The organism is Mesobacillus subterraneus (assembly GCF_023715485.1).
In the GTDB taxonomy this organism is placed as follows: domain Bacteria; phylum Bacillota; class Bacilli; order Bacillales; family Cytobacillaceae; genus Mesobacillus; species Mesobacillus subterraneus_B.
The window spans coordinates 288,852-308,048 of record NZ_JAMBOF010000003.1 but is presented as its reverse complement, the minus strand read 5'-3'; the positions used below and the strand labels follow the sequence as shown (position 1 = coordinate 308,048).

20 protein-coding genes are annotated in these 19,197 nt (G+C 41.4%); 6 read left to right on the top strand and 14 right to left on the bottom strand.

Features of this window, described 5'->3' with window-relative positions; all coding sequences use genetic code 11:
* Positions 1-18: 18 nt before the first annotated feature.
* From pstB to M3204_RS06180, 7 genes are all read right to left on the bottom strand, one after another.
* Entirely contained in the window at positions 19-846 is an 828-nt protein-coding gene (gene pstB / locus M3204_RS06210; RefSeq protein WP_251479662.1) for a phosphate ABC transporter ATP-binding protein PstB, read from the bottom strand.
* A gap of 18 nt (positions 847-864) precedes the next feature.
* Positions 865-1,749: a phosphate ABC transporter permease PstA gene (gene pstA, locus M3204_RS06205; RefSeq protein WP_251479658.1), complete on the bottom strand. Its 885-nt coding sequence runs from the start codon at positions 1,747-1,749 to the stop codon at positions 865-867.
* A 1-nt stretch (position 1,750) separates the two neighbouring features.
* Entirely contained in the window at positions 1,751-2,725 is a 975-nt protein-coding gene (gene pstC / locus M3204_RS06200) for a phosphate ABC transporter permease subunit PstC (protein WP_251479656.1), read from the bottom strand.
* Positions 2,726-2,838: 113 nt separating this feature from the next.
* On the bottom strand, positions 2,839-3,792 hold the full coding sequence (locus tag M3204_RS06195; protein ID WP_251479654.1) for a PstS family phosphate ABC transporter substrate-binding protein: 954 nt from the start codon (positions 3,790-3,792) through the stop codon (positions 2,839-2,841).
* 221 nt (positions 3,793-4,013) lie between these two features.
* Positions 4,014-6,146 carry a peptidoglycan D,D-transpeptidase FtsI family protein gene (locus tag M3204_RS06190; RefSeq protein ID WP_251479941.1) on the bottom strand — a complete coding sequence of 711 codons (2,133 nt, stop codon included), beginning with the start codon at positions 6,144-6,146 and terminating at the stop codon, positions 4,014-4,016.
* 180 nt (positions 6,147-6,326) lie between these two features.
* Complete coding sequence (locus M3204_RS06185) at positions 6,327-7,547, bottom strand: MFS transporter (protein ID WP_251479651.1); 1,221 nt, start codon at positions 7,545-7,547, stop codon at positions 6,327-6,329.
* Between the two features lie 149 nt (positions 7,548-7,696).
* Positions 7,697-8,305: a superoxide dismutase gene (locus M3204_RS06180; RefSeq protein ID WP_251479648.1), complete on the bottom strand. Its 609-nt coding sequence runs from the start codon at positions 8,303-8,305 to the stop codon at positions 7,697-7,699.
* Between the two features lie 397 nt (positions 8,306-8,702).
* On the opposite strand from M3204_RS06180, the gene M3204_RS06175 reads away from it, so the two are divergent.
* The gene (locus tag M3204_RS06175) at positions 8,703-9,395 is read left to right on the top strand and encodes a Crp/Fnr family transcriptional regulator (RefSeq protein WP_251479647.1); all 693 of its coding nucleotides are present in this window, start codon (positions 8,703-8,705) and stop codon (positions 9,393-9,395) included.
* A 44-nt stretch (positions 9,396-9,439) separates the two neighbouring features.
* On the opposite strand, the gene M3204_RS06170 is transcribed toward M3204_RS06175, so the two are convergent.
* Positions 9,440-9,922 carry a DUF456 domain-containing protein gene (locus M3204_RS06170; protein ID WP_251479643.1) on the bottom strand — a complete coding sequence of 161 codons (483 nt, stop codon included), beginning with the start codon at positions 9,920-9,922 and terminating at the stop codon, positions 9,440-9,442.
* Between the two features lie 62 nt (positions 9,923-9,984).
* The gene (locus M3204_RS06165) at positions 9,985-11,616 is read right to left on the bottom strand and encodes a Na/Pi cotransporter family protein (RefSeq protein WP_251479640.1); all 1,632 of its coding nucleotides are present in this window, start codon (positions 11,614-11,616) and stop codon (positions 9,985-9,987) included.
* Positions 11,617-11,837: 221 nt separating this feature from the next.
* On the opposite strand from M3204_RS06165, the gene M3204_RS06160 reads away from it, so the two are divergent.
* From M3204_RS06160 to ispG, 3 genes are all read left to right on the top strand, one after another.
* The gene (locus M3204_RS06160; protein ID WP_251479637.1) at positions 11,838-12,614 is read left to right on the top strand and encodes a DUF1189 domain-containing protein; all 777 of its coding nucleotides are present in this window, start codon (positions 11,838-11,840) and stop codon (positions 12,612-12,614) included.
* Positions 12,615-12,731: 117 nt separating this feature from the next.
* A complete protein-coding gene (locus tag M3204_RS06155) occupies positions 12,732-13,082 on the top strand; it encodes a LysM peptidoglycan-binding domain-containing protein (RefSeq protein ID WP_251479634.1) in 351 nt (116 codons plus the stop codon).
* Between the two features lie 126 nt (positions 13,083-13,208).
* Positions 13,209-14,297, top strand: coding sequence for a flavodoxin-dependent (E)-4-hydroxy-3-methylbut-2-enyl-diphosphate synthase (ispG, locus tag M3204_RS06150; protein ID WP_251479938.1), 1,089 nt, complete (start codon positions 13,209-13,211; stop codon positions 14,295-14,297).
* A 61-nt stretch (positions 14,298-14,358) separates the two neighbouring features.
* On the opposite strand, the gene M3204_RS06145 is transcribed toward ispG, so the two are convergent.
* Positions 14,359-14,910, bottom strand: a complete 552-nt coding sequence (locus M3204_RS06145; RefSeq protein WP_251479632.1) for a DUF4190 domain-containing protein — start codon at positions 14,908-14,910, stop codon at positions 14,359-14,361.
* Positions 14,911-15,066: 156 nt separating this feature from the next.
* Between M3204_RS06145 and M3204_RS06140 the strand changes: the two genes are divergently transcribed.
* Positions 15,067-15,636 (top strand): hypothetical protein, encoded by a 570-nt coding sequence (locus M3204_RS06140; protein WP_251479629.1) that lies wholly within the window; start codon positions 15,067-15,069, stop codon positions 15,634-15,636.
* Positions 15,637-15,783: 147 nt separating this feature from the next.
* Here M3204_RS06140 and M3204_RS06135 read toward each other — a convergent pair whose 3' ends face one another.
* From M3204_RS06135 to M3204_RS06125, 3 genes are read right to left on the bottom strand one after another with little or no spacing between them, the layout of a single operon-like run.
* A complete protein-coding gene (locus M3204_RS06135; RefSeq protein ID WP_251479626.1) occupies positions 15,784-16,197 on the bottom strand; it encodes a Fur family transcriptional regulator in 414 nt (137 codons plus the stop codon).
* Positions 16,198-16,209: 12 nt separating this feature from the next.
* Positions 16,210-17,052 (bottom strand): metal ABC transporter permease, encoded by an 843-nt coding sequence (locus tag M3204_RS06130; RefSeq protein WP_251479623.1) that lies wholly within the window; start codon positions 17,050-17,052, stop codon positions 16,210-16,212.
* Positions 17,049-17,834: a metal ABC transporter ATP-binding protein gene (locus M3204_RS06125; RefSeq protein ID WP_251479620.1), complete on the bottom strand. Its 786-nt coding sequence runs from the start codon at positions 17,832-17,834 to the stop codon at positions 17,049-17,051. The genes M3204_RS06130 and M3204_RS06125 overlap by 4 nt, the downstream gene beginning before the upstream one ends.
* Before the next feature lie 153 nt (positions 17,835-17,987).
* On the opposite strand from M3204_RS06125, the gene M3204_RS06120 reads away from it, so the two are divergent.
* Entirely contained in the window at positions 17,988-18,242 is a 255-nt protein-coding gene (locus M3204_RS06120) for a DUF2624 domain-containing protein (protein ID WP_251479619.1), read from the top strand.
* Positions 18,243-18,300: 58 nt separating this feature from the next.
* On the opposite strand, the gene M3204_RS06115 is transcribed toward M3204_RS06120, so the two are convergent.
* Entirely contained in the window at positions 18,301-19,191 is an 891-nt protein-coding gene (locus tag M3204_RS06115) for a deoxyribonuclease IV (RefSeq protein WP_251479616.1), read from the bottom strand.
* Positions 19,192-19,197 lie beyond the last annotated feature (6 nt).

Below are 19,197 nucleotides of genomic sequence, written 5' to 3'. Positions count from 1 at the left end.
TGAAATTATTAGGAAAAATCAACCGAAACGTCCAGTAATGTAATCCTCTGTCCTTTTGTCTGATGGATTGGAGAAAATTTTATCCGTCTCAGCAAATTCAATGACCTCGCCATTCAGGAAGAATGCAGTCTTGTCAGAGATACGGGCAGCCTGCTGCATGTTGTGCGTTACGATGATGATGCTGAAGTCTTTTTTCAATTCCTGGACAAGCTCCTCAACCTTCAATGTTGAAATTGGATCAAGTGCTGACGTTGGTTCATCCATCAGGATAACATCTGGTTCAATCGCCAGCGCGCGGGCGATACAGATACGCTGTTGCTGTCCGCCAGAAAGACCATAAGCATTCTGGTTCAAACGGTCTTTTACTTCGTCCCAGATTGCTGCTCCCCTAAGGCTTTTTTCTACAATTTCATCTAGGATTTTTTTATCACGGATGCCATGAATCTTCGGACCATAAACGATATTTTCATAAATGGATTTCGGGAATGGATTCGGTTTCTGGAATACCATCCCTACGCTCGTTCTTAAATCTTCAACCTGATAAGATTTTTCAAGAATGTTCCGGCCCCTGTATAAAATCTCACCGGAAATTTTAACAGAAGGAACCATTTCAACCATTCGGTTCAATGTTTTAATATAAGTTGATTTTCCGCAGCCGGATGGTCCGATGATTGCTGTTACTTCATTCTCATTGATCGCTAAATTAATATTTTTCAACGCATGTCCTTCACCATACCAAAGGTTAAGGTCCTTAGTATCATAAACAACCTTCTTATTATCTTTTGCGCCTTCATTTCCTGCAGCTGTATTTACATTTACATTTGTCTTATCCGTCACTGTTGACATAAGTTAAAACCTCCCAGACTAATATCTTTTTTGAAATTTATTCCGAATCAAAATAGCAATTGAGTTCATTACAAACAAAACTAGCAATAGAATGACGATTGTTGCCGCTGCAAGGTTTGCATATTCAGCTACAAGTGCAGAGTCAATTGTCCAGTAATAAATCTGAACTGGCAAAATCGTGAATTTATCAAAGATTCCGTCTGGAATAGGAATTAACAACGCAGGTATTCCAATTACAACAAGTGGTGCCGTTTCACCAATCGCACGAGATAAGGCAAGGATTACACCTGTAAGAATTCCAGGCAAAGCGGCTGGCAAGACGACGTTCTTGATTGTCTGCCATTTTGTAGCACCCATTCCAAAAGAAGCTTCCCGTAAAAATTGAGGAACGGCACGTATTGCTTCCTGGCTGGCCACAACTACGACTGGCAGGACAAGCAAAGCCATGGTCAAACCGCCGGCAAGCACTACTGAACCTAAGTCTAGAGCCCTTGCGAAAACTGTTAGACCAAGGATACCAAAAACTACGGATGGAACACCAGCCAAATTCGAGATATTTGTTTTAATGAATGAAGAGATACGACCCTTTGTTGCATACTCTTCAAGATAAATAGCTGTCCCAATCCCCAGGATCATCGTGACAGGAGCCACTACGAGCATCAGCCAGAATGTTCCCATGATGGCGCCCCAAATACCGGCTCTTCCGGGGTCAGTAGACAGGCGGTTAGTCAGGAAATCCATGTTGATCCATGGCAATCCGGCTGTCAATACACGATAGATTAATACGACCAATACTACAAGGCCGAATAGTGTCGCCATTAAGAAAAGTGCTTTTGCAAGTTTGTTCGCCAGTAAGCGGGAACCCATTTTTTTATGGACTTGTTTCGCGTCTACATATTTCATATTAATATTCCTCCCTGAACCTTCGAGAGATATATTGAGCTACAAGGTTCATGATCAGCGTGAAGACAAACAGGGTCATGGCTACTGCATAAAGGCTGTAGTACAGAGTTGTGCCGGCAGCAGCCTCTCCTCCTGTTACTTCTACTATATAAGCTGTCATTGTCTGCATCGATTGCGTGACATCGAAAGTGAAGTTTTTTGAACTTCCGCTCGCTATTGCAACAATCATCGTTTCACCAATAGCTCTGGAAATTCCTAGCACGAATGAAGCGATAATCCCTGAAATCGCTGCAGGAATGACTACTTTCCAGGTTACTTCAAGCTTTGTTGCTCCTAAAGCCAATGCGCCTTCTCTCATCGCATTCGGCACAGAACTCATCGCATCTTCTGATAATGAAGCAACCATCGGGATAATCATGATCCCCATCACAATTCCCGGGCTCAAAATATTTGTCGGTTCCAGGCCAGGAATGAATGATCTTAACAAAGGAGTTACAAATGTGAAAGCAAAAAATCCATAAACAATCGTTGGAATTCCTGCCAAAATTTCAAGTATAGGCTTTAACACTTTTCGTGTCCGTTCAGATGCATACTCACTCAAGAAAATAGCTGTCATAAGCCCAACAGGGATAGCAACGAGCATCGCGATGACTGTTGAAATTAATGTCCCAGTAAGCAAAGGCAATACTCCAAATACAGCATTTTCTCCCAATGGCTTCAATTTAGTACCCGTAAAGAAATCTATGAAAGGAACGTCTTTAAAAAAGGCGATTGTTTCCGTTAATAAAGTAAGTACAATTCCAATTGTCGTAAAAACAGAGATTGCTGCAATTCCAAATAAAATTTTCGGTATTAATTTTTCCGTTAAATTGCTGACACTTTTTGTCTTTTTCTTTTCTTGTATGATTTCACGTACATTCAGCTTTTTACCGCTATCGTGAACAACGCTTTTTGCCACGTGTAAAACCCCTTTCATCCTTCTCATCCAAGGAAAAGCCTTTTCAACAATACCCCAGGGAAAACAAATTAATATTTAACACACGCAAGAAGATGAGAAGGTTAGACCTCTCATCTCCTCGTAGTAAGGTTTTACTTCTTCAACCCATTTAAAGTATCAAGAGCTGCTTCGATGTCTGCATCAGATAAAGGAGCAAATCCAGTTTCTGCTGCAACATCTTTAGCGTTCTCCATTGTGTAGATTGCGTAATCTAGCACTTGCGCCTTTTCTTTTGCATTATTCACGTTCATGTAAGTGAAAACAGGGCGTGTGAATGGAGCATAGTCGCCATCTTCTTTGATTGTGTCTAATGATGGTTCTACTGGTCCATTACCAAAGTCAACTTTAACCGCTGACAGCTTATCTTTATTGCTGTCATAGTAACCGTAACCGAAGAAACCAATTGCATTCTTATCTTTAGAAACAAGATCCACTAGAGTTGAGTAATCCTGCTGCAAGTTAATGTTTTCAGGAAGGTCCTGTTCTTCAAGGATGTTTTCAAACATGAACTCGTAAGTTCCGTGGTTTTCATTAGGACCATAGGTCTTGATTTCTTCATCTGGGAAATCAGCACGGACATCCGACCATTTTTTCTTTCCTGCGCTAGCAAGGAAAATATCTTTTACTTCTTGTTCAGTAAGCTCAGTAGCCCAGTCATTGTCTTTATTGATTACGATTGTGATACCGTCTAATGCAACCTTCATTTCCTGCACTTCGATGCCAAGCTCTTCTGCTTTAGCTTTTTCCTCGTCCTTGATCTGGCGGGAAGCATCGTTGTAGTCAGTACCGTCTTTAGCAAGGAATTTCTTGAAACCTGCTGAAGTTCCGGAGCGGCTAACTTCTACAGAGACATTTTCTTGTTCTCCCATATAGTTTTCAGCCATGCGAGCCATAAATGGATAAACTGTACCTGAACCGTCAATGACTACGCTGCCTTCTAGTTCTTCGCCATTTCCACCTTCGTTATCTCCGCCTCCACAAGCTGCAGCGAATACCATTACAGCTGCCAGCATTAAAAACAGGCTCATCTTTTTAAGACTCTTCATTCCTTAATTCCCCCTACGAGATGTGGTTGTTTAAATCCTACAAGCTTAGAATAAAGCTTTTCTTTTAACGCGGTTTTAACTGAATGTAAAGGTTTTGTAAATTTAATTGAATCCTGGATAAATTTTTCTAAAAACAGGTATACATTTAAGTTGTCCGGTTGAGGATAGTATACCCAGTGAAATAAAAAAAAAACTGTCCCAAAAGAGACAGTTTTCAAGCACTATTGTTCAATTTCAACTTCGATTTCTTCTAAAAGTTCGGTACCTTCTTCTTTCTTTTCAACTTGCTGAATCGGCTGTTCTGGGTTCATATTTCCTTCTGTCCGTTTCTTTTTCAACTCAAAAAACGTATCAAGGACCCTGCGTCCAATATCATTATTCGCATGATGGCCCTGATTTCCTTCATATGCCCAGGGGACCATGACTGCCATGGCAATCTCTGGATTCTCATGTGGCGCATATGCAATAAGGCTTAAATTCATTACCTCAGGAGGCTTGTCAAACTTGCTTCTCTGTGGCCCATCATAAAAAGCCTGTGCCGTACCAGTCTTGCCTGCTGGTTTATAATCAGCAGTGTAAAAGGATCCGTAGGCTGTGCCGCCTCTCTCTTGCATGACTCTCCTGAATCCTTCCTGGACTCTGTCAAACCATTCCGACTTGGCATCAACTTTATTAAGGATCACAGGTTCGAATTCATTAAGAACAGGACCCACTTCATTATTCTTCATCACGGGCTCGCGTATTTCCCTTACAATCCTTGGCTGAAGTCGGTTTCCACCATTTGCAACGGTAGAAGCATATTGCGCAAGCTGTAATGGTGTATACGTATCATATTGTCCAATCGCAAAGTCAAGCAAAAGACCTGGTCTTCTTTCTGTACCCTTAAAGCCGACCATTTCGTTAGGTAGATCGATTCCGGTTCTAGCTCCGAGACCAAATTGGCTGAAATAGTTCCTCATTGTATCGAAGGCTTCTGGTTGGAGATACAATGGCTGATCATACTTATAATTTCCTTTACCTATGTTGATTGCTGTCCTGAACATGTAAACGTTCGAGGAAACCTTTAATGCATTGCGATCATCAAGTGTGCCAAGCCCTGCTTTCCATGATTTCTTGGGATTTGTACCTTTGATTTTTATCGGTGTATCGTAAAACTGCGTTCCTGGATTTATGGCACCAGTCTTAAAACCAGTGAGAATTGTAGCACCTTTGACTGCGGATCCAACGTTATATGACGTTGTAAAGTTGCCGCTCGCAAAGTCCTGCATGACCGTTTTCCCTGTATCCTCATCTTTTACTATCTGTTTTCCGGCAAGCGTCAGGATTTCTCCAGTATTCGGATCCATCAAGACAACAAATGCCCTGTCCAATAGACTTGTTCTTGACGTCTGCTTTGCCTTTGCTAATTCTTCTTCGATAATCTTCTCGACCGCTAACTGTAGATCCATGTCAACAGTAAGCACAAGATCCTTTCCTCGCTGTCCTTCTGTGATTACCTTTGTATCCAGCACGTTTCCTGCTTTATCCGTAATATTTTTCACTTTCGCTTTTTGGCCGTGGAGTACGTCTTCATATTGCTGCTCAATATAACTTAACCCTACCCTGTCATTTCGGCTATAATCGCGTGAAAGGTAATACTCAAGTTTTTCTTTTGGCAGACCCTTCTCTGAATCACTTACCTTGCCCAGAATGGATTTTAAGGTTTTATCAAACGTGTAATGTCTCTCCCAATCAGTTGTTGTATCTACACCAGGGAGCATTTCAAGATTTTCGCTGACTACAGCATATTCTTCAGGCGTAACATCTTTTTTGACGATTTGCGGCGATAAGGCATACCCGCTGATTAATTCACGGAAAATGGCGAGGATTTCCATATCTTCTTTCGTCAATTCATCAAGCTCGTTCTTGGAGATACGGTCTAGCTGAAGATTATAGATTGCTTTATCATCGAGCTTTTTATCATCATAAAGGGCCCATTCTTCTTCCTTGACTTTTTCCTTAGCCCTCTCTTCATTTCTTAAGATCCAATAATCCTTTTTGTCTCTCTCCCGGACTTTTTTCAAGTCTTCTTCAGTATCCTTATTGATCAATTTCGCCAGGCGTTCTGCTATCATGAGCATTTCCTTCGTTTCGGTGCCCTGGCTCTTTGTATACGTAATCGCCTTGCTTGGCGTGTTATCGACAATCGTTTTCATATTCCGGTCATACATTTTCCCTCGCGGAACCGGATTGTTCACTGTAACATCCTCTGTACGTTCAATTTCTCTTTTAAAATCTTCTCCGTATACGATCTGAACTATGCCTAGTCTTAAAATCAGCATCGAGAATAACAAAAATACTGCAAAAAACACCATATTCAGCCTGAATGGCACATGCGTCTTCTTTTTTTTCTTTTTATTCAAGCCTCTCCCACCTCTTCAGTCTGTATGTCCGTGCCAATGCACTATCTCTTATTTTATCGAAAAAGGTCGATTTTTTCTATCATTAAACTTCAAGAGAAATTTTTTCCAGAAAAAAACCGGGGGGAGTCCCGGTTATGCTGTAGCTTTAAGATGAATATGCCTGATACAAAAGTAAATGAGGGTATGTCCACTGCCAAGGATGACAAGCAAGATAGGGATAATCCGTTCTTCATTGAAAACTGAAATCGAACCTAGGAATAACAAGATTGAAAAAATCCGGCCCAGATTCAAAAACAATTCCCTGACAACAATATATTCGATTCTCATTTCAGCAGCCTTCCAGCCCCTGCCGATTATATCGTAGGTCATTGATGAATAGGGTACGAGAAGCAGAGGATAAGCGACTGCAATCAGAGCCGCATATAACAGCAGGCGGAAATAGCTCAGCTCAAATACTAGCAGGAATATTGCCAAGAAAAGCATGATTCCACCAATAAGAATGGCTTTTTTCCTGTATTCTTTTTTCAGCATCCGCGAAACAAAATAATAAGCCAGAAAAGAGATACCTGAATTTATCAAACCATAAGTACCAAGCGCCAGCTCACTATCCGTGGCGATAAAAACATAAACCGAAACGATAAAAACAAATACTCCTTCCCTTAGACCCTGGAAAAAGTGAGCGTTTGTGATCATTCGCCAATTTTTATCATTTTTCCTCTCCGTTATAATACGCTGGAACCAATACTTTCCGTGAGCAGGCCTGCGCTGCAAGAAAAAGCTCAGGAAAACAGCAACGGAAAAGAGTCCTAATGATAGTCCAAATACAACCGTATAACCGGTGAATTTTTCAAGCCTCGAAATAATGAATCCTGCTGCAACAGGGCCAATCATGCCGCCTACAGAACCGAGTATCCCTAAAAATCCATTAAAGAAATCCCGCGTTTCCGGCTCGGTTATTTCAAACGTAAGCACGTTGAAGGCAAGCCAATAAAAGCCGTAGCCTATTCCCAATAATACACCGAGCAGAAGCAAAAAGTCCGAAGCCCTCGTGCCTACAAGCAAGACAGTAACATAAAACAGAGCCAAAAAAATCACTCCAATACGGAGTACGATAACTCTATCCACTTTCTTGGCCCATCTCCCTGCCAGGATGAAGGTCAGTGGCTGTGCCACCACAATCGATAAATTGTACAGTCCCAGATCGGCAAGCTCTCCGGATTGCTTCCATAAATATATATTGACGAAGGTGTTCGAAAGGGCAATGCTCAATGAGTACAGTCCCCCAATAATCAATAGGAGCGATAAATCCTTGGTAAGTTCAATGTCTCCTAATAATCTTTTTACTTTGCTCATGATCAACTCCCCTTTTCTCTTGGGTAGTTTCTATCAAAGTAAAGGGCGTTATTCAGTTTTTCGAAAGCCTCTTTCTGTGAACAGCCAGGACTTGACCATAGCAAATTAAAGAGGCTGCAATAAATTGCAGCCCCAGCCGTTAACACGTATTATTTAGCGGAAGTGTAACGGTTGTTAACTTCTTCCCAATTTACAACGTTCCAGAAAGCGCCGATGTATTCTGGTCTTCTGTTCTGGTAATTCAGGTAGTATGCATGCTCCCAAACATCAAGTCCAAGGATTGGAGTCTTGCCTTCCATTAATGGAGAGTCCTGGTTTGGAGTGCTAGTTACTTCCAACTCGCCATTGTTCACAACAAGCCAAGCCCAGCCTGAACCGAAACGAGTAGTTGCAGCCTTTGAGAACTCTTCCTTGAAGCCTTCAAAGCCGCCAAATTTAGAGCTGATCGCTTCTGCTAGTTCGCCAGTAGGCTCGCCGCCTCCATTTGGAGAGATCACTTGCCAGAATAAAGAGTGGTTAGCATGTCCGCCACCGTTGTTGCGGACAGCAGTACGCGCTGCTTCAGGAACTGCATCCAGGTTAGCAACAACTTCTTCAACAGTTTTGGAAAGAAGCTCTTCGTTTCCTTCCAAAGCGTTGTTAAGGTTTGTTACATAAGTATTGTGGTGCTTAGTGTGGTGAATATTCATTGTTTCTTTGTCGATGTGTGGCTCAAGTGCATCGTATGCATACGGTAATTGCGGTAATTCAAATGCCATTTTAACATCCTCCTATGTATCGTGGTTCACTTCAAGAACAAACCTATCATATAATTCAGATATTAGAATTGTTCTAAAAGTGCTTCAATGTAAGATTACCAAAGAACGGTAATCGATTCAAATAAAATGCTTGAATCCAACGAAATTAAAATTCTCATATTTAAGGAATTTTATACATCCTTCTTCAAGTATCACTGTTGTTTGGGTACCAAAAACCAGTTAGCCCTCCCTTTGATAAAGTTTCGAAAAATCGTCAATATTCTCAAATGGCTTTCTGTCAACGATTTAAGTCGCATCCAGGAAAACGCCTTCCATTTTATGCTAAAACACCATTGACATAGTAACAACAATTCTTTTAAATCAAAGGTGTAGAGGCATTATAAGGGAGACGATCCTAATGGACAAAAACATATCATTATACAGTTTAATTTTACAAAATTTCATTGATAAGGAAACAATCCAAAAAATTAAACCGGATACCTTACTTTTTCAGGAAGATGAAAATGTCCAGCATATTTACATCATCCTTAGCGGCAGTGTTTCAGTTGGCAGAGTCCATATGAAGGGGAAGGAATTTATCCTTAAAATTTTGAATGGCGAAGAAATGATTATCGAATACGAATTATTCAAACATTCACCACGGTATCATTTTTCAGCAAAGACACTTACTGAGTGTGAAATCCTCATGATAAAAAAAGAACAGTTCGAGGACTTCATATTGAATGATAAAACGGCTATGAATGCGCTTGTCAATTGGTTAAGCACCAGGTATCTGAAAGCACAGATGAAGTGCCAGGACCTGATTATGAACGGTAAAAAAGGCGGACTCTATTCCATTCTGATTCGTCTATGCAATAGCTATGGCGTGATGACAGATGAGGGCATCCTGATTGATTTGCCTCTGACACACCAGGAATTAGCGAACCTTACGTACGGAACACGCGAAGTTGTGCAGAGAATGCTTAAAGAATTGCGTGAAAAAGACATCATTTCCTATGATCAGCTCAAATTCACCGTGAAGAACCTCGCTTACTTGAAGAAAGAAGTCGATTGCCAGAACTGCTCTTTTGAAATTTGCGGATTGAATTAAAAAAATCGTGCTCGAGCAGCACGATTTTTTATTATCAAGAATTATTAAAGCACCAAAACGAAGAAGTAAATAAGCATGACAGCCATAATGATTCCTTTGGTTACTACACTGCTCACAAAACCGATTACCGATCCAAACCCTATTTTAATGGCATCATTGATATTTTTCTTGTTCACCAGCAACTCTGCAAGTGACGCCCCTAAAAATGGACCGGCAATGATCCCGACGAAGGGAATGACAAAAGGGCCAACAAGCAATCCAATCGTGCTGCCCCATACCCCTGCTTTACTGCCTCCGTATTTTTTCACACCGATTATATTGGCAATATAATCCGCGCCAAACAATAAGATGACAAACAATCCCTGCACCGTCCAAAAGATCCAGTTGAAGGGTTCGAATGAAAATAAGACGCCATACAGAATGAAGCCGCCCAATAAAAACAGGACGCCAGGCAAAATCGGGACGATCAAACTTGCAAAGGCACCAACGAATAGTACTCCAATTATTGTCCAATAGATATATTCCATTTAATCATTCCTTCTGTTAGTGAAATAAAATAAGCAAGGGTTTCCCCTTGCTTATTTTACCACTATTTCTGGTCTCCCAAAACGTATTCAGCGATGTTAACTGCATGGTCGCCGATTCTCTCAAGGTTGCTGACGATATCAACGAAGACGATACCTGCCTGTCCAGAACACTGCCCTTCATTCATGCGAAGGATATGCTGCTTTCTGAGCGTACGCTCCATGCTGTCAATTTCATCTTCTTTTTTAACAACTGCTCTAGCAGCATCAAGATTTTTCTGATCCAAAGCCTGAAGTGCTTCTTCAACTGTGCTGACGGTAAGATTGAACATTATTTCAAGGTCATCCATCGCAGTATCAGTCATCTTGACTTTATTGGCCTGCTGGTATTCGATCAATTCAATGATATTTTCGAAATGGTCCCCAATTCTTTCAATATCACGGACCGTATCAATAAGCATGCTGTGCTCTTCTGATTCATGCTCTGATAATGAGCTGGTTGCTAAGTCGACTAGATAATCTGTTATCTTGCGGTCAAGGTTATTAATAGCTTCCTCTAGTTGGTATGCCGTCGCAGAGTGCTTAGTATTTTTTGTCTTTAAGAATTCATTCGTTTCTTCAAGTCCCTTGAGCGCGAACTTACCCATACGCAATACTTCTTCCTTCGCCTGGCCAAGCGCGATTGAAGGAGATTGTTCAATGAAAACTGGATCAAGGTGTTGAGCTTTATAATCAATGATTGCATCCTCACCAGGAATCAGCTTAGTCACAATCAAAGCCAGGACAGCTACAAATGGAAGCTGAATCAGCGTGTTAGTAGAGTTGAAGATCCCATGTGCGAAGGCAATCGTCATTTCAGGATTTAAACCTAGATGATCCTTTAGTATTTCAATCAAAGCTGTAAACGGACGAAGAAGGATTAAAAAGATAGTGGTACCTATCAGATTGAACAGTACATGTGTTGCAGCCGCCCTTTTTGCAGCTACTGAAGTTCCAATTGCAGCAAGGACTGCTGTAATTGTTGTTCCAATGTTATCTCCAAATAAAACAGGTAAAGCACCATCAAGATTTATCAGGTTTTCAGCATGCAGTCCCTGTAGAATACCAATTGTAGCACTTGAACTTTGGACAATTACAGTAAACACTGTTCCAATTACCACTCCAAGGAATGGGTTTGAGCTTAGTTCAACTGTCAAGTCATGGAATGATTCCAGACTGCGGAGCGGCTTCATTCCTCCGCTCATCAATTCAAGACCATAAAATAACGCTCCAAATCCAAAAACAATTTGTCCGAAGTTGTGTACTTTTTTATTTTTAAAGAAGAATAATAGAATCGATCCAAGAGCAATAATCGGTAAAGCATACTCCCCTACATCAATACCAATGATAAATGCAGTTATCGTTGTACCGATATTTGCGCCCATAATGACCCCAATCGCCTGGCGCAGCGTCATAAATCCTGCACTGACAAGACCGACTGTGATAACTGTTGTAGCTGAACTACTCTGCACCAAAACAGTAACAATTAGTCCTGCTAATACTCCCATCACCGGATTGGTTGTAAAGCGATCCAGTACATCTCTCAATCGCTCACCTGCTGACTTCTGCAGGCCATCACCCATGAATTTAATGCCGTATAAGAAAATTCCAAGACCCCCAAAGAATTCAAACAGCATTTCTTGTAAATTCAATTCCATTTTTTTCAACCCCTAGATTTATTTCGACAAAGATTTACAAACCTCCATTATTATGAGGTAAATATTAAAGGGAAGTAAACTGTTTTCGCTTCAAATTTACAATAGCTTAACATTTCTTCGTTATGTTACAAACATGTTACAAAACCATCTTTAAATGCTTGTTAAACGCCTATCTAACAGCTAAAATAAAAAGCGGGCAATCTACTAAAGGGCGTGTACCGATGAATATTTTTACACAATTGATCAAGAGCATCTATTCACCAAACGATATTGCGAGATTCCGGTTTCAAGGCATCGGAAAAACGATCCTCTACGTCTTCATTCTTACTTTAATATCAATCATTCCTGCTTCCTATTATTCAGCGTCAACTATAAGTGAAGCGGCTGAATCCGTTAAAGAGACCATGAAGACGGATATCCCCTCTTTTTCGATAGAACAAGGAGAACTTAAATCTGAACTAAAAGCACCTTTAACAATTAAAAATGAAAGTTTCACACTTATATTTGATTCTACTGGTACAATCGAGCAAAAAGATCTGACTGGCATGGATGCGACTTTTGCCATACTGAAAAATGAAGCAGTACTTGCAGCAGGCGGCGAAACAAATTCTTTTTCTTACACATTATTCGGTGCTGAAACAATGACAAAGCAGGATATTCAAAGGTTGATTAATAGCGCCTCCTCCTCCCTTCCTATTTGGATCGGGCTGCTTCTCATCTTCATCTTTGTTTTTTCAATTGGCATGAAATTCATAGAGGTATCTATTCTTGCCTTGTTCGGACTGCTTTTAAAAAATCTAGCAGGAAGAAACCTGCAATACAAACAATTATGGAGAATGGCTTCCTACAGTGTCACACTTCCAACTATATTTTTTGCAATCATGACTTTGCTTAAGACGACAGTCCCATACAGCTTCGCAATCAACTGGTTTGTGGGCTCCATGATTTTGCTATTAGCTATAAAGGAAGTTCCGATCCCTAAAAAGAAAAATGATTAAAATGCGCCTCTGGGCGTATTTTTTTTTATCAAATCCTGTTTATTCTATTAAATAAGTTCTCAACTCTACTTCTCCTGCATATCAATTGATATAGGCTGTTTGAGGGGGGAAAATCCTATGAAAAAACTTGCAGGTTTCTTAATGCTTTTAATAGTTGTTTACGCGATTTATAACGATTTAAGTGCAGGGACTCTACCAGCAGCAACTATGCAAAAGGCAGAGTCCGTTGAAATACAGGAAAAAGAAATCAAAGATAAGAAGACAGTAAACGAGATTCGATATTTTGAACACGAAGTCAAACCTGGAGATACAGTTCTTTCCGTACTCGACAGCAATTCAAAAAGCCCACTGGAAGTACCGGTCTCAAAAGCGGTTGAAGACTTTAAAAAATTAAATGATGGAACGGACCCGCAAAAGATCAAGTTTGGCAAGACATATAAATTCCCGGACTACAGCAATACAAATTAGTAAAGGCTAACAATTATAGTCTTTCCTTGTCAATATGAACTAAAGATTGATAAAATGGGGATGTGCATCATTAGGAACTTAAACATGAATTCCATTTTTCAAAGGAGCGAATCACTGTTGAGTGAAATCATACATCGTACGAAAACCCGTCCGATCAAGGTGGGAAATTTAACAATTGGCGGCAACAATGAAGTCGTCATCCAAAGCATGACGACAACCAAGACGCATGACGTGGAAGCAACTGTCGCAGAAATCATGCGTCTTGAGGAAGCAGGCTGCCAGATCGTCCGCGTTGCATGTCCGGATGAGAGAGCAGCGAATGCCATATCTGAAATCAAGAAACGCATTAACATCCCGCTTGTTGTCGATATCCATTTTGATTATCGCCTGGCTCTGAAAGCAATCGAAGGCGGAGCAGACAAAATCAGGATCAATCCTGGAAATATTGGCAAGCGCGAAAAGGTAGAGGCAGTCGTAAAAGCAGCAAAGGAACGTGGAATTCCAATCAGGATTGGTGTGAATGCTGGTTCACTGGAAAGACGTATTCTTGAAAAATATGGCTATCCTACAGCTGATGGGATGGTAGAGAGTGCGTTGCACCATATCAAAATCCTCGAAGATCTTGATTTTCACAATATCATCGTTTCGATGAAGGCATCTGATGTGAACCTGGCGATTGAAGCATATGATAAAGCCGCAAGAGCATTTGATTATCCTCTTCATCTTGGCATAACAGAATCGGGCACATTGTTTGCCGGAACTGTTAAAAGTGCTGCTGGTCTGGGAGCGATCCTAAGCAAAGGTATCGGCAACACTGTCAGGGTATCACTTAGTGCGGACCCAGTAGAAGAAGTTAAGGTTGCGCGAGAGCTGCTGAAGTCATTCGGCCTGGCAGCCAATGCGGCAACACTGATTTCCTGCCCGACTTGCGGAAGGATCGAGATTGACCTGATCAGCATAGCCAATGAGGTAGAAGAGTACATCTCAAAGATCAAGGCACCAATCAAGGTCGCAGTGCTTGGCTGTGCCGTGAACGGCCCTGGCGAAGCGCGCGAGGCTGATATCGGCATTGCCGGAGCGAGAGGGGAAGGCCTGCTTTTCCGTAAAGGAGAAATAGTCCGTAAAGTACCTGAAGCTACGATGGTGGAAGAACTTAAGAAGGAAATAGATAAGATCGCTGAGGAAAAGCTGCGTGAGGCTGCAGTCCAGCAATAAAATAATAAGCGCCCGGGAGAATATACTCCCGGGCATTTTTTTGGCAATCGATCGAGTGCCGTTAAAAAAACGGCAAGATGAATATGCCAACTAAAATGGAAATTGTCCCAATCCCAATAGCCCAGCTTCCAATTGCGGAACCTCTTCGGCGGGCCATGAAACCAAGGACGATTCCTGCTGCTCCGAAAAAAACAGGTAAAATAAACAGCGACAAGATCGATAGGGCAAGAGCTGAGTATGCAAGCCCTCTTCCTCCAGTTGTACTTTCTTCTGACCTTCTTGTTATTGCAGGAGCAGCAGGAACAGCAAATTCGGCCGCAGTTTCTTCCTGGTACTGTTCATTTCGTCCAGGCAGGGCTATTGCAGTCATCTCCTGGTAGTGCTCATCACGCCCAGATCCAGCGATTGCGGTCATTTCCTGATAGTGTTCATCACGTTCAGGACCGGCTATTGCAGTCATTTCCTGGTAGTGCTCATCACGTGCAGGAGCGTACAGTTCTGCTGCGGTTTCTTCCTGGTATATCTCATCACGTGCATCTCTGATTGTGATAACATCCTGCTTAGGTTCAGTAATATACTCGGTACCAATCTGTTTTCGTTCTTGGTCTGCCACTTTAATCCCTCGCTTTCTTAAGTGGAGCATTTATTATTGTTTACGACCATGAAGTTTTTCATCATGGCAATGTTTGTCTAATGGAAAAGTAATTCTTTTGCGCAATAGGAACATTTGGTAAGATTGAGGAAAGAAATTTTTTAAGGAGCACACCGCATGAAAAAACGCTTTGGCATAGATATTGATGGAACAGTGACCTGTCCAACTACATTCGTTCCATATTTAAATGAGGCTTTTAATTTGAATATTACGCTGGATGATATCAAGCAATATGACTTCATGCCGCTTGTAACAGTCTCTGAAAAAGAATTTGCTGCCTGGTTCAAAAAGATGGAGCCGGAAATTTATTCTCAATCACCCCTGGCATCAGGTGCTAAGGATATTTTAAAAAGCTGGGAAAAAGATCATGAATTGTTTTTCATTAGCGCAAGAGGAAGCCATTTGCTGGACCTTACAAAAGAGTGGTTCACAACGCATGAACTTATGTACCATGATATACATTTAATCGGCTCCCATGATAAAATCGCAGCAGCCCGGAAGTATGATGTGGAAATCTTTTTTGAGGACAAACATGATAACGCGGTAGACATTCACGAACAATTAAACATCCCCGTCATACTTTTCAACACACCATATAATCAGGATCCTATTCCAGATGGCGTCATTCGGGTGAATGATTGGAAGGAAGCAAACAGCTGGGTTCAAAACTGGATAAAAAATAACTAAAACGGCCTTTCTTATGGTCGTTTTTTTTGTTTCACTTTAAATTACCCATTCATTAGATAAAAAAAGACCGGAATTGATATCCGGTCTCGACCTGATGCCGATCTTTAATTTAAGCTATAACAGCAACAAGGTTTATGAAGTGAGCCTTCACTGTACACATTCTGGACAGCGCCCATAGATCTCAAATTTATGCCCGGAAATATCGTAGCCATTAAAGCTCGCTTCAATGTTTCTCATTGGGCAAGTTTCGATTTCCTTCGTTTTGCCGCAGTCAAGACAGATAAAGTGATGGTGGTGCTCTTTATGTGAGCATGTGAAACGAAAATGTTTTTCTCCGGAAAGCTCAGTCATTTCAAGTATCCCAAGCTCCACGAATACGCTCAGATTGCGATAGATCGTGTCAAAGCTCAAACCAGGATAATTACCCTTCATCTGTTCGAGCACATCGCGTGCCGTCAGATATTTATCATTATCGGAAAAAAGCTGGAGCATATCCTCACGCTTGCCGGTATGCTTGTAGCCTTGTTCCTTTAAAAGGTTCATTGCTTCTATTACATTCATGGTATCACCTCGTTAAATAGATCTCGCTGACGCCCGTTTCTTGAACCAAATGGCTAAGACAAGGATGAGAACTGCAATCAGGACAATGGTTCCTCCAGGTGCAAGGTCCAAGTAATAAGACAGGAACAAACCGCCTAATACAGAAATCTCGCCAAACAGGATCGAGAAAAAGATTGTTTGCTTAAAACCTTTTGCAAACCGGATGCTTGCCGCAACCGGTAAAGTCATCAAAGAAGAAACAAGCAGAATGCCGACAATTCTCATTGAAGCCGCAATAACAAGAGCTACCATGATAATGAAAATGAAATGGAGCGTCTTGGCTGCAATTCCCGTAGCCCTGGCATATTCCTCATCAAAAGATAAAAGGAAAAGTTCTTTATATAACATTACGACAAGCGCAATGACGAGCAGGCTGATCACAAGAATAGTCCAGAGATCGGTTCTGCTTACTGCGCTGACACTGCCGAACAAGTAACTGAACAAATCCGTATTGAAGCCGTCAGCGAGCGAAATAAAGATCACTCCGAGCCCGATTCCCCCTGAAAGGATAATTGGGATTGCCAGTTCCTGATAATGCTTATACACCGTGCGTAGCTTTTCGATGAATAAAGATCCGCCAACCGAAAATGCCATGCCCATATAAAGAGGATTCAGGCCGCTGAAAAACAAAAATTTCTTTTCGAGCAGCAGGCTGGCAGCGATTCCCGCCAAGGTTACGTGGCTGAGCGCATCTGCAATGAGCGAGAGCCTGCGCACAACGATGAAGACACCGAGCAGCGGTGCAATCACTCCAATGATCATACCTGTTAAAAAAGCATTCTGTAAAAATTCATATTGCATGAGTCCGCTAATCATGAATGGGCCCCCTCATGATGGTGATGGTCATGTGTCAGAACATGAACATCGTGCCCATAAATTTCTGAAACTTCATTGATTTTCAATTGTTCGAATTCCACTGTACTACCATGGAAATGCATATTTTTATTCAAGCACGCAACATTCGTGACTTTATCGGAAATGGTGCCGATATCGTGCGTAACAAGAAGCAATGTGATGCCATTCTGTTTGTTCAGTGTTTCGAGCATTTCATAAAATGAATTCACATTCTGCGCATCGACCCCGACGGTTGGTTCATCAAGAATCAGGAGTTCCGGACTGCTTACAAGAGCCCTGGCAATAAAGACTCTTTGCTGCTGACCGCCAGAAAGCTCGCCAATATTCCTGTCTAAAAACTTTTCCATTCCAACAGATCCAATTGCCTGTTTGATTTTTACCTGGTCGCTCTTCTTTAAAAATTTAAAAAGCCCGAGTTTTTTGGTTAACCCGCTCGCAACCACCTCAAAAACGGTCGCCGGGAATCCAGTATTGAATGAGTTGGCCTTTTGCGACACAAAACCGATTTTATGCTGGTCCCTGAACTTGCTAATATCCTGGCCAAAAAGGCGGATTGTGCCCTTCTGCGGTTTGATCAGCCCCAGCATCAGTTTCAGCAGGGTGGACTTGCCAGACCCATTCGGCCCGACAATCGCTAAAAAACTTCCCTTTTGGATGGACAAATTTATATTTTCAAGTACATTTTCTTTATCGTATCGATAAAACAAATCCTGCACCTGGACGATATAATCGTTGTTGGCCATTTTTATCACCTACAAAAATAAGAATCATTCCGATTTACATTTAGTAGTATATCTTTTACCGGTCAGAATGTAAATAAAAGAACGTCACTTGCCCAGAAAATTGTCACGAAATCCATTAATGACACATACGTTACTATGGAGGAGTGATGATCTTTGGCTATTTTTGAAAATATCATTAACCATAAAATAAGTAATATTACGGCCGATGAACTGCTTAAATATGCCTCACAATTCAACATTTCAATTTCAAAGCCTCAAGCACAGAAAATCGCCGGGTACTTACGCGGAAAAAAAGTAAACATTTTTATTGATTCAGAAAGAACGGCACTAATCAAGGAAATCGCCCGAATCACCAGCCCTGAGACAGCAAGAGAAGTTAACAAGCTGTTTATTAAATTCACCAAATAATAATGATTACATTCAAAAAAGCTGTGGATTTCCCACAGCTTTTAACTTTGTTATTTAGTTAGCTATGCAAGATTAGATCAAGCAGATTATCCTCAAATTGTTTGCTTTTAAGCATCTCAATTTCGTGTTTATAAGGAGCTTTTTTATTGTTCTTATCTTCACCGACAAATGGTGTTTCAAGAATTTTCGGCACGTGTGCCAATTGTGGGTGGTGAACAATGTAGCTTAGTGCCTCAAAACCAATATGGCCAAAGCCAATGTTTTCGTGGCGGTCTTTTCTCATCCCTATCTCATTTTTGCTGTCGTTGATGTGAAGGACCTTAAGCCTGTCAATACCGATGATTTTATCGAATTCATTCAGGACACCGTCAAAGTCCTCTACGATTGGATATCCAGCGTCATGTGTGTGGCAAGTATCAAAGCAGACGGAGAGTTTGTCATTATATATGACACCGTCCATGATCATTGCCAGTTCTTCAAAGCTCTTGCCGCATTCTGAACCTTTTCCAGCCATCGTTTCAAGGGCGATCTGAAGATTTTCTTCTCCAGTCAAAACTTCATTGATGCCTTCGACTATTTTTCCGATGCCTTTCTCCGTTCCTGCTCCAACGTGCGCGCCTGGATGGAGGACAATCTGCTTTGCACCCAGCGCTTCAGTCCGCTCAATCTCGCTTCTGAGAAATCTCACCCCAAGATCGAATGTATCCGGATTTTCCGAATTTCCGATATTGATGATATAAGGAGCATGGACAATGATTTCACTGATCCCATGCTGCTCCATATGCCTGCGGCCCTCTTCTATATTCAGGTCCTCGATTTTTTTCCTTCTCGTATTCTGTGGTGCCCCCGTGTAGATCATAAAAGTATTTGCTCCATATGAAACGGCTTCTTCGCTGGCAGCAAGCAGCATTTTTTTTCCGCTCATGGAAACATGTGAGCCAATTAACATTACTGA

Coding starts and splice junctions, on each gene's coding strand:
- pstB (WP_251479662.1), bottom strand. CDS start 846: ATGTCAACAGTGACGGATAAGACAAATGTAAATGTAAATACAGCTGCA.
- pstA (WP_251479658.1), bottom strand. CDS start 1,749: ATGAAATATGTAGACGCGAAACAAGTCCATAAAAAAATGGGTTCCCGC.
- pstC (WP_251479656.1), bottom strand. CDS start 2,725: ATGAAAGGGGTTTTACACGTGGCAAAAAGCGTTGTTCACGATAGCGGT.
- M3204_RS06195 (WP_251479654.1), bottom strand. CDS start 3,792: ATGAAGAGTCTTAAAAAGATGAGCCTGTTTTTAATGCTGGCAGCTGTA.
- M3204_RS06190 (WP_251479941.1), bottom strand. CDS start 6,146: ATGGTGTTTTTTGCAGTATTTTTGTTATTCTCGATGCTGATTTTAAGA.
- M3204_RS06185 (WP_251479651.1), bottom strand. CDS start 7,547: ATGAGCAAAGTAAAAAGATTATTAGGAGACATTGAACTTACCAAGGAT.
- M3204_RS06180 (WP_251479648.1), bottom strand. CDS start 8,305: ATGGCATTTGAATTACCGCAATTACCGTATGCATACGATGCACTTGAG.
- M3204_RS06175 (WP_251479647.1), top strand. CDS start 8,703: ATGGACAAAAACATATCATTATACAGTTTAATTTTACAAAATTTCATT.
- M3204_RS06170 (WP_251479643.1), bottom strand. CDS start 9,922: ATGGAATATATCTATTGGACAATAATTGGAGTACTATTCGTTGGTGCC.
- M3204_RS06165 (WP_251479640.1), bottom strand. CDS start 11,616: ATGGAATTGAATTTACAAGAAATGCTGTTTGAATTCTTTGGGGGTCTT.
- M3204_RS06160 (WP_251479637.1), top strand. CDS start 11,838: ATGAATATTTTTACACAATTGATCAAGAGCATCTATTCACCAAACGAT.
- M3204_RS06155 (WP_251479634.1), top strand. CDS start 12,732: ATGAAAAAACTTGCAGGTTTCTTAATGCTTTTAATAGTTGTTTACGCG.
- M3204_RS06140 (WP_251479629.1), top strand. CDS start 15,067: ATGAAAAAACGCTTTGGCATAGATATTGATGGAACAGTGACCTGTCCA.
- M3204_RS06135 (WP_251479626.1), bottom strand. CDS start 16,197: ATGAATGTAATAGAAGCAATGAACCTTTTAAAGGAACAAGGCTACAAG.
- M3204_RS06130 (WP_251479623.1), bottom strand. CDS start 17,052: ATGATTAGCGGACTCATGCAATATGAATTTTTACAGAATGCTTTTTTA.
- M3204_RS06125 (WP_251479620.1), bottom strand. CDS start 17,834: ATGGCCAACAACGATTATATCGTCCAGGTGCAGGATTTGTTTTATCGA.
- M3204_RS06115 (WP_251479616.1), bottom strand. CDS start 19,191: ATGTTAATTGGCTCACATGTTTCCATGAGCGGAAAAAAAATGCTGCTT.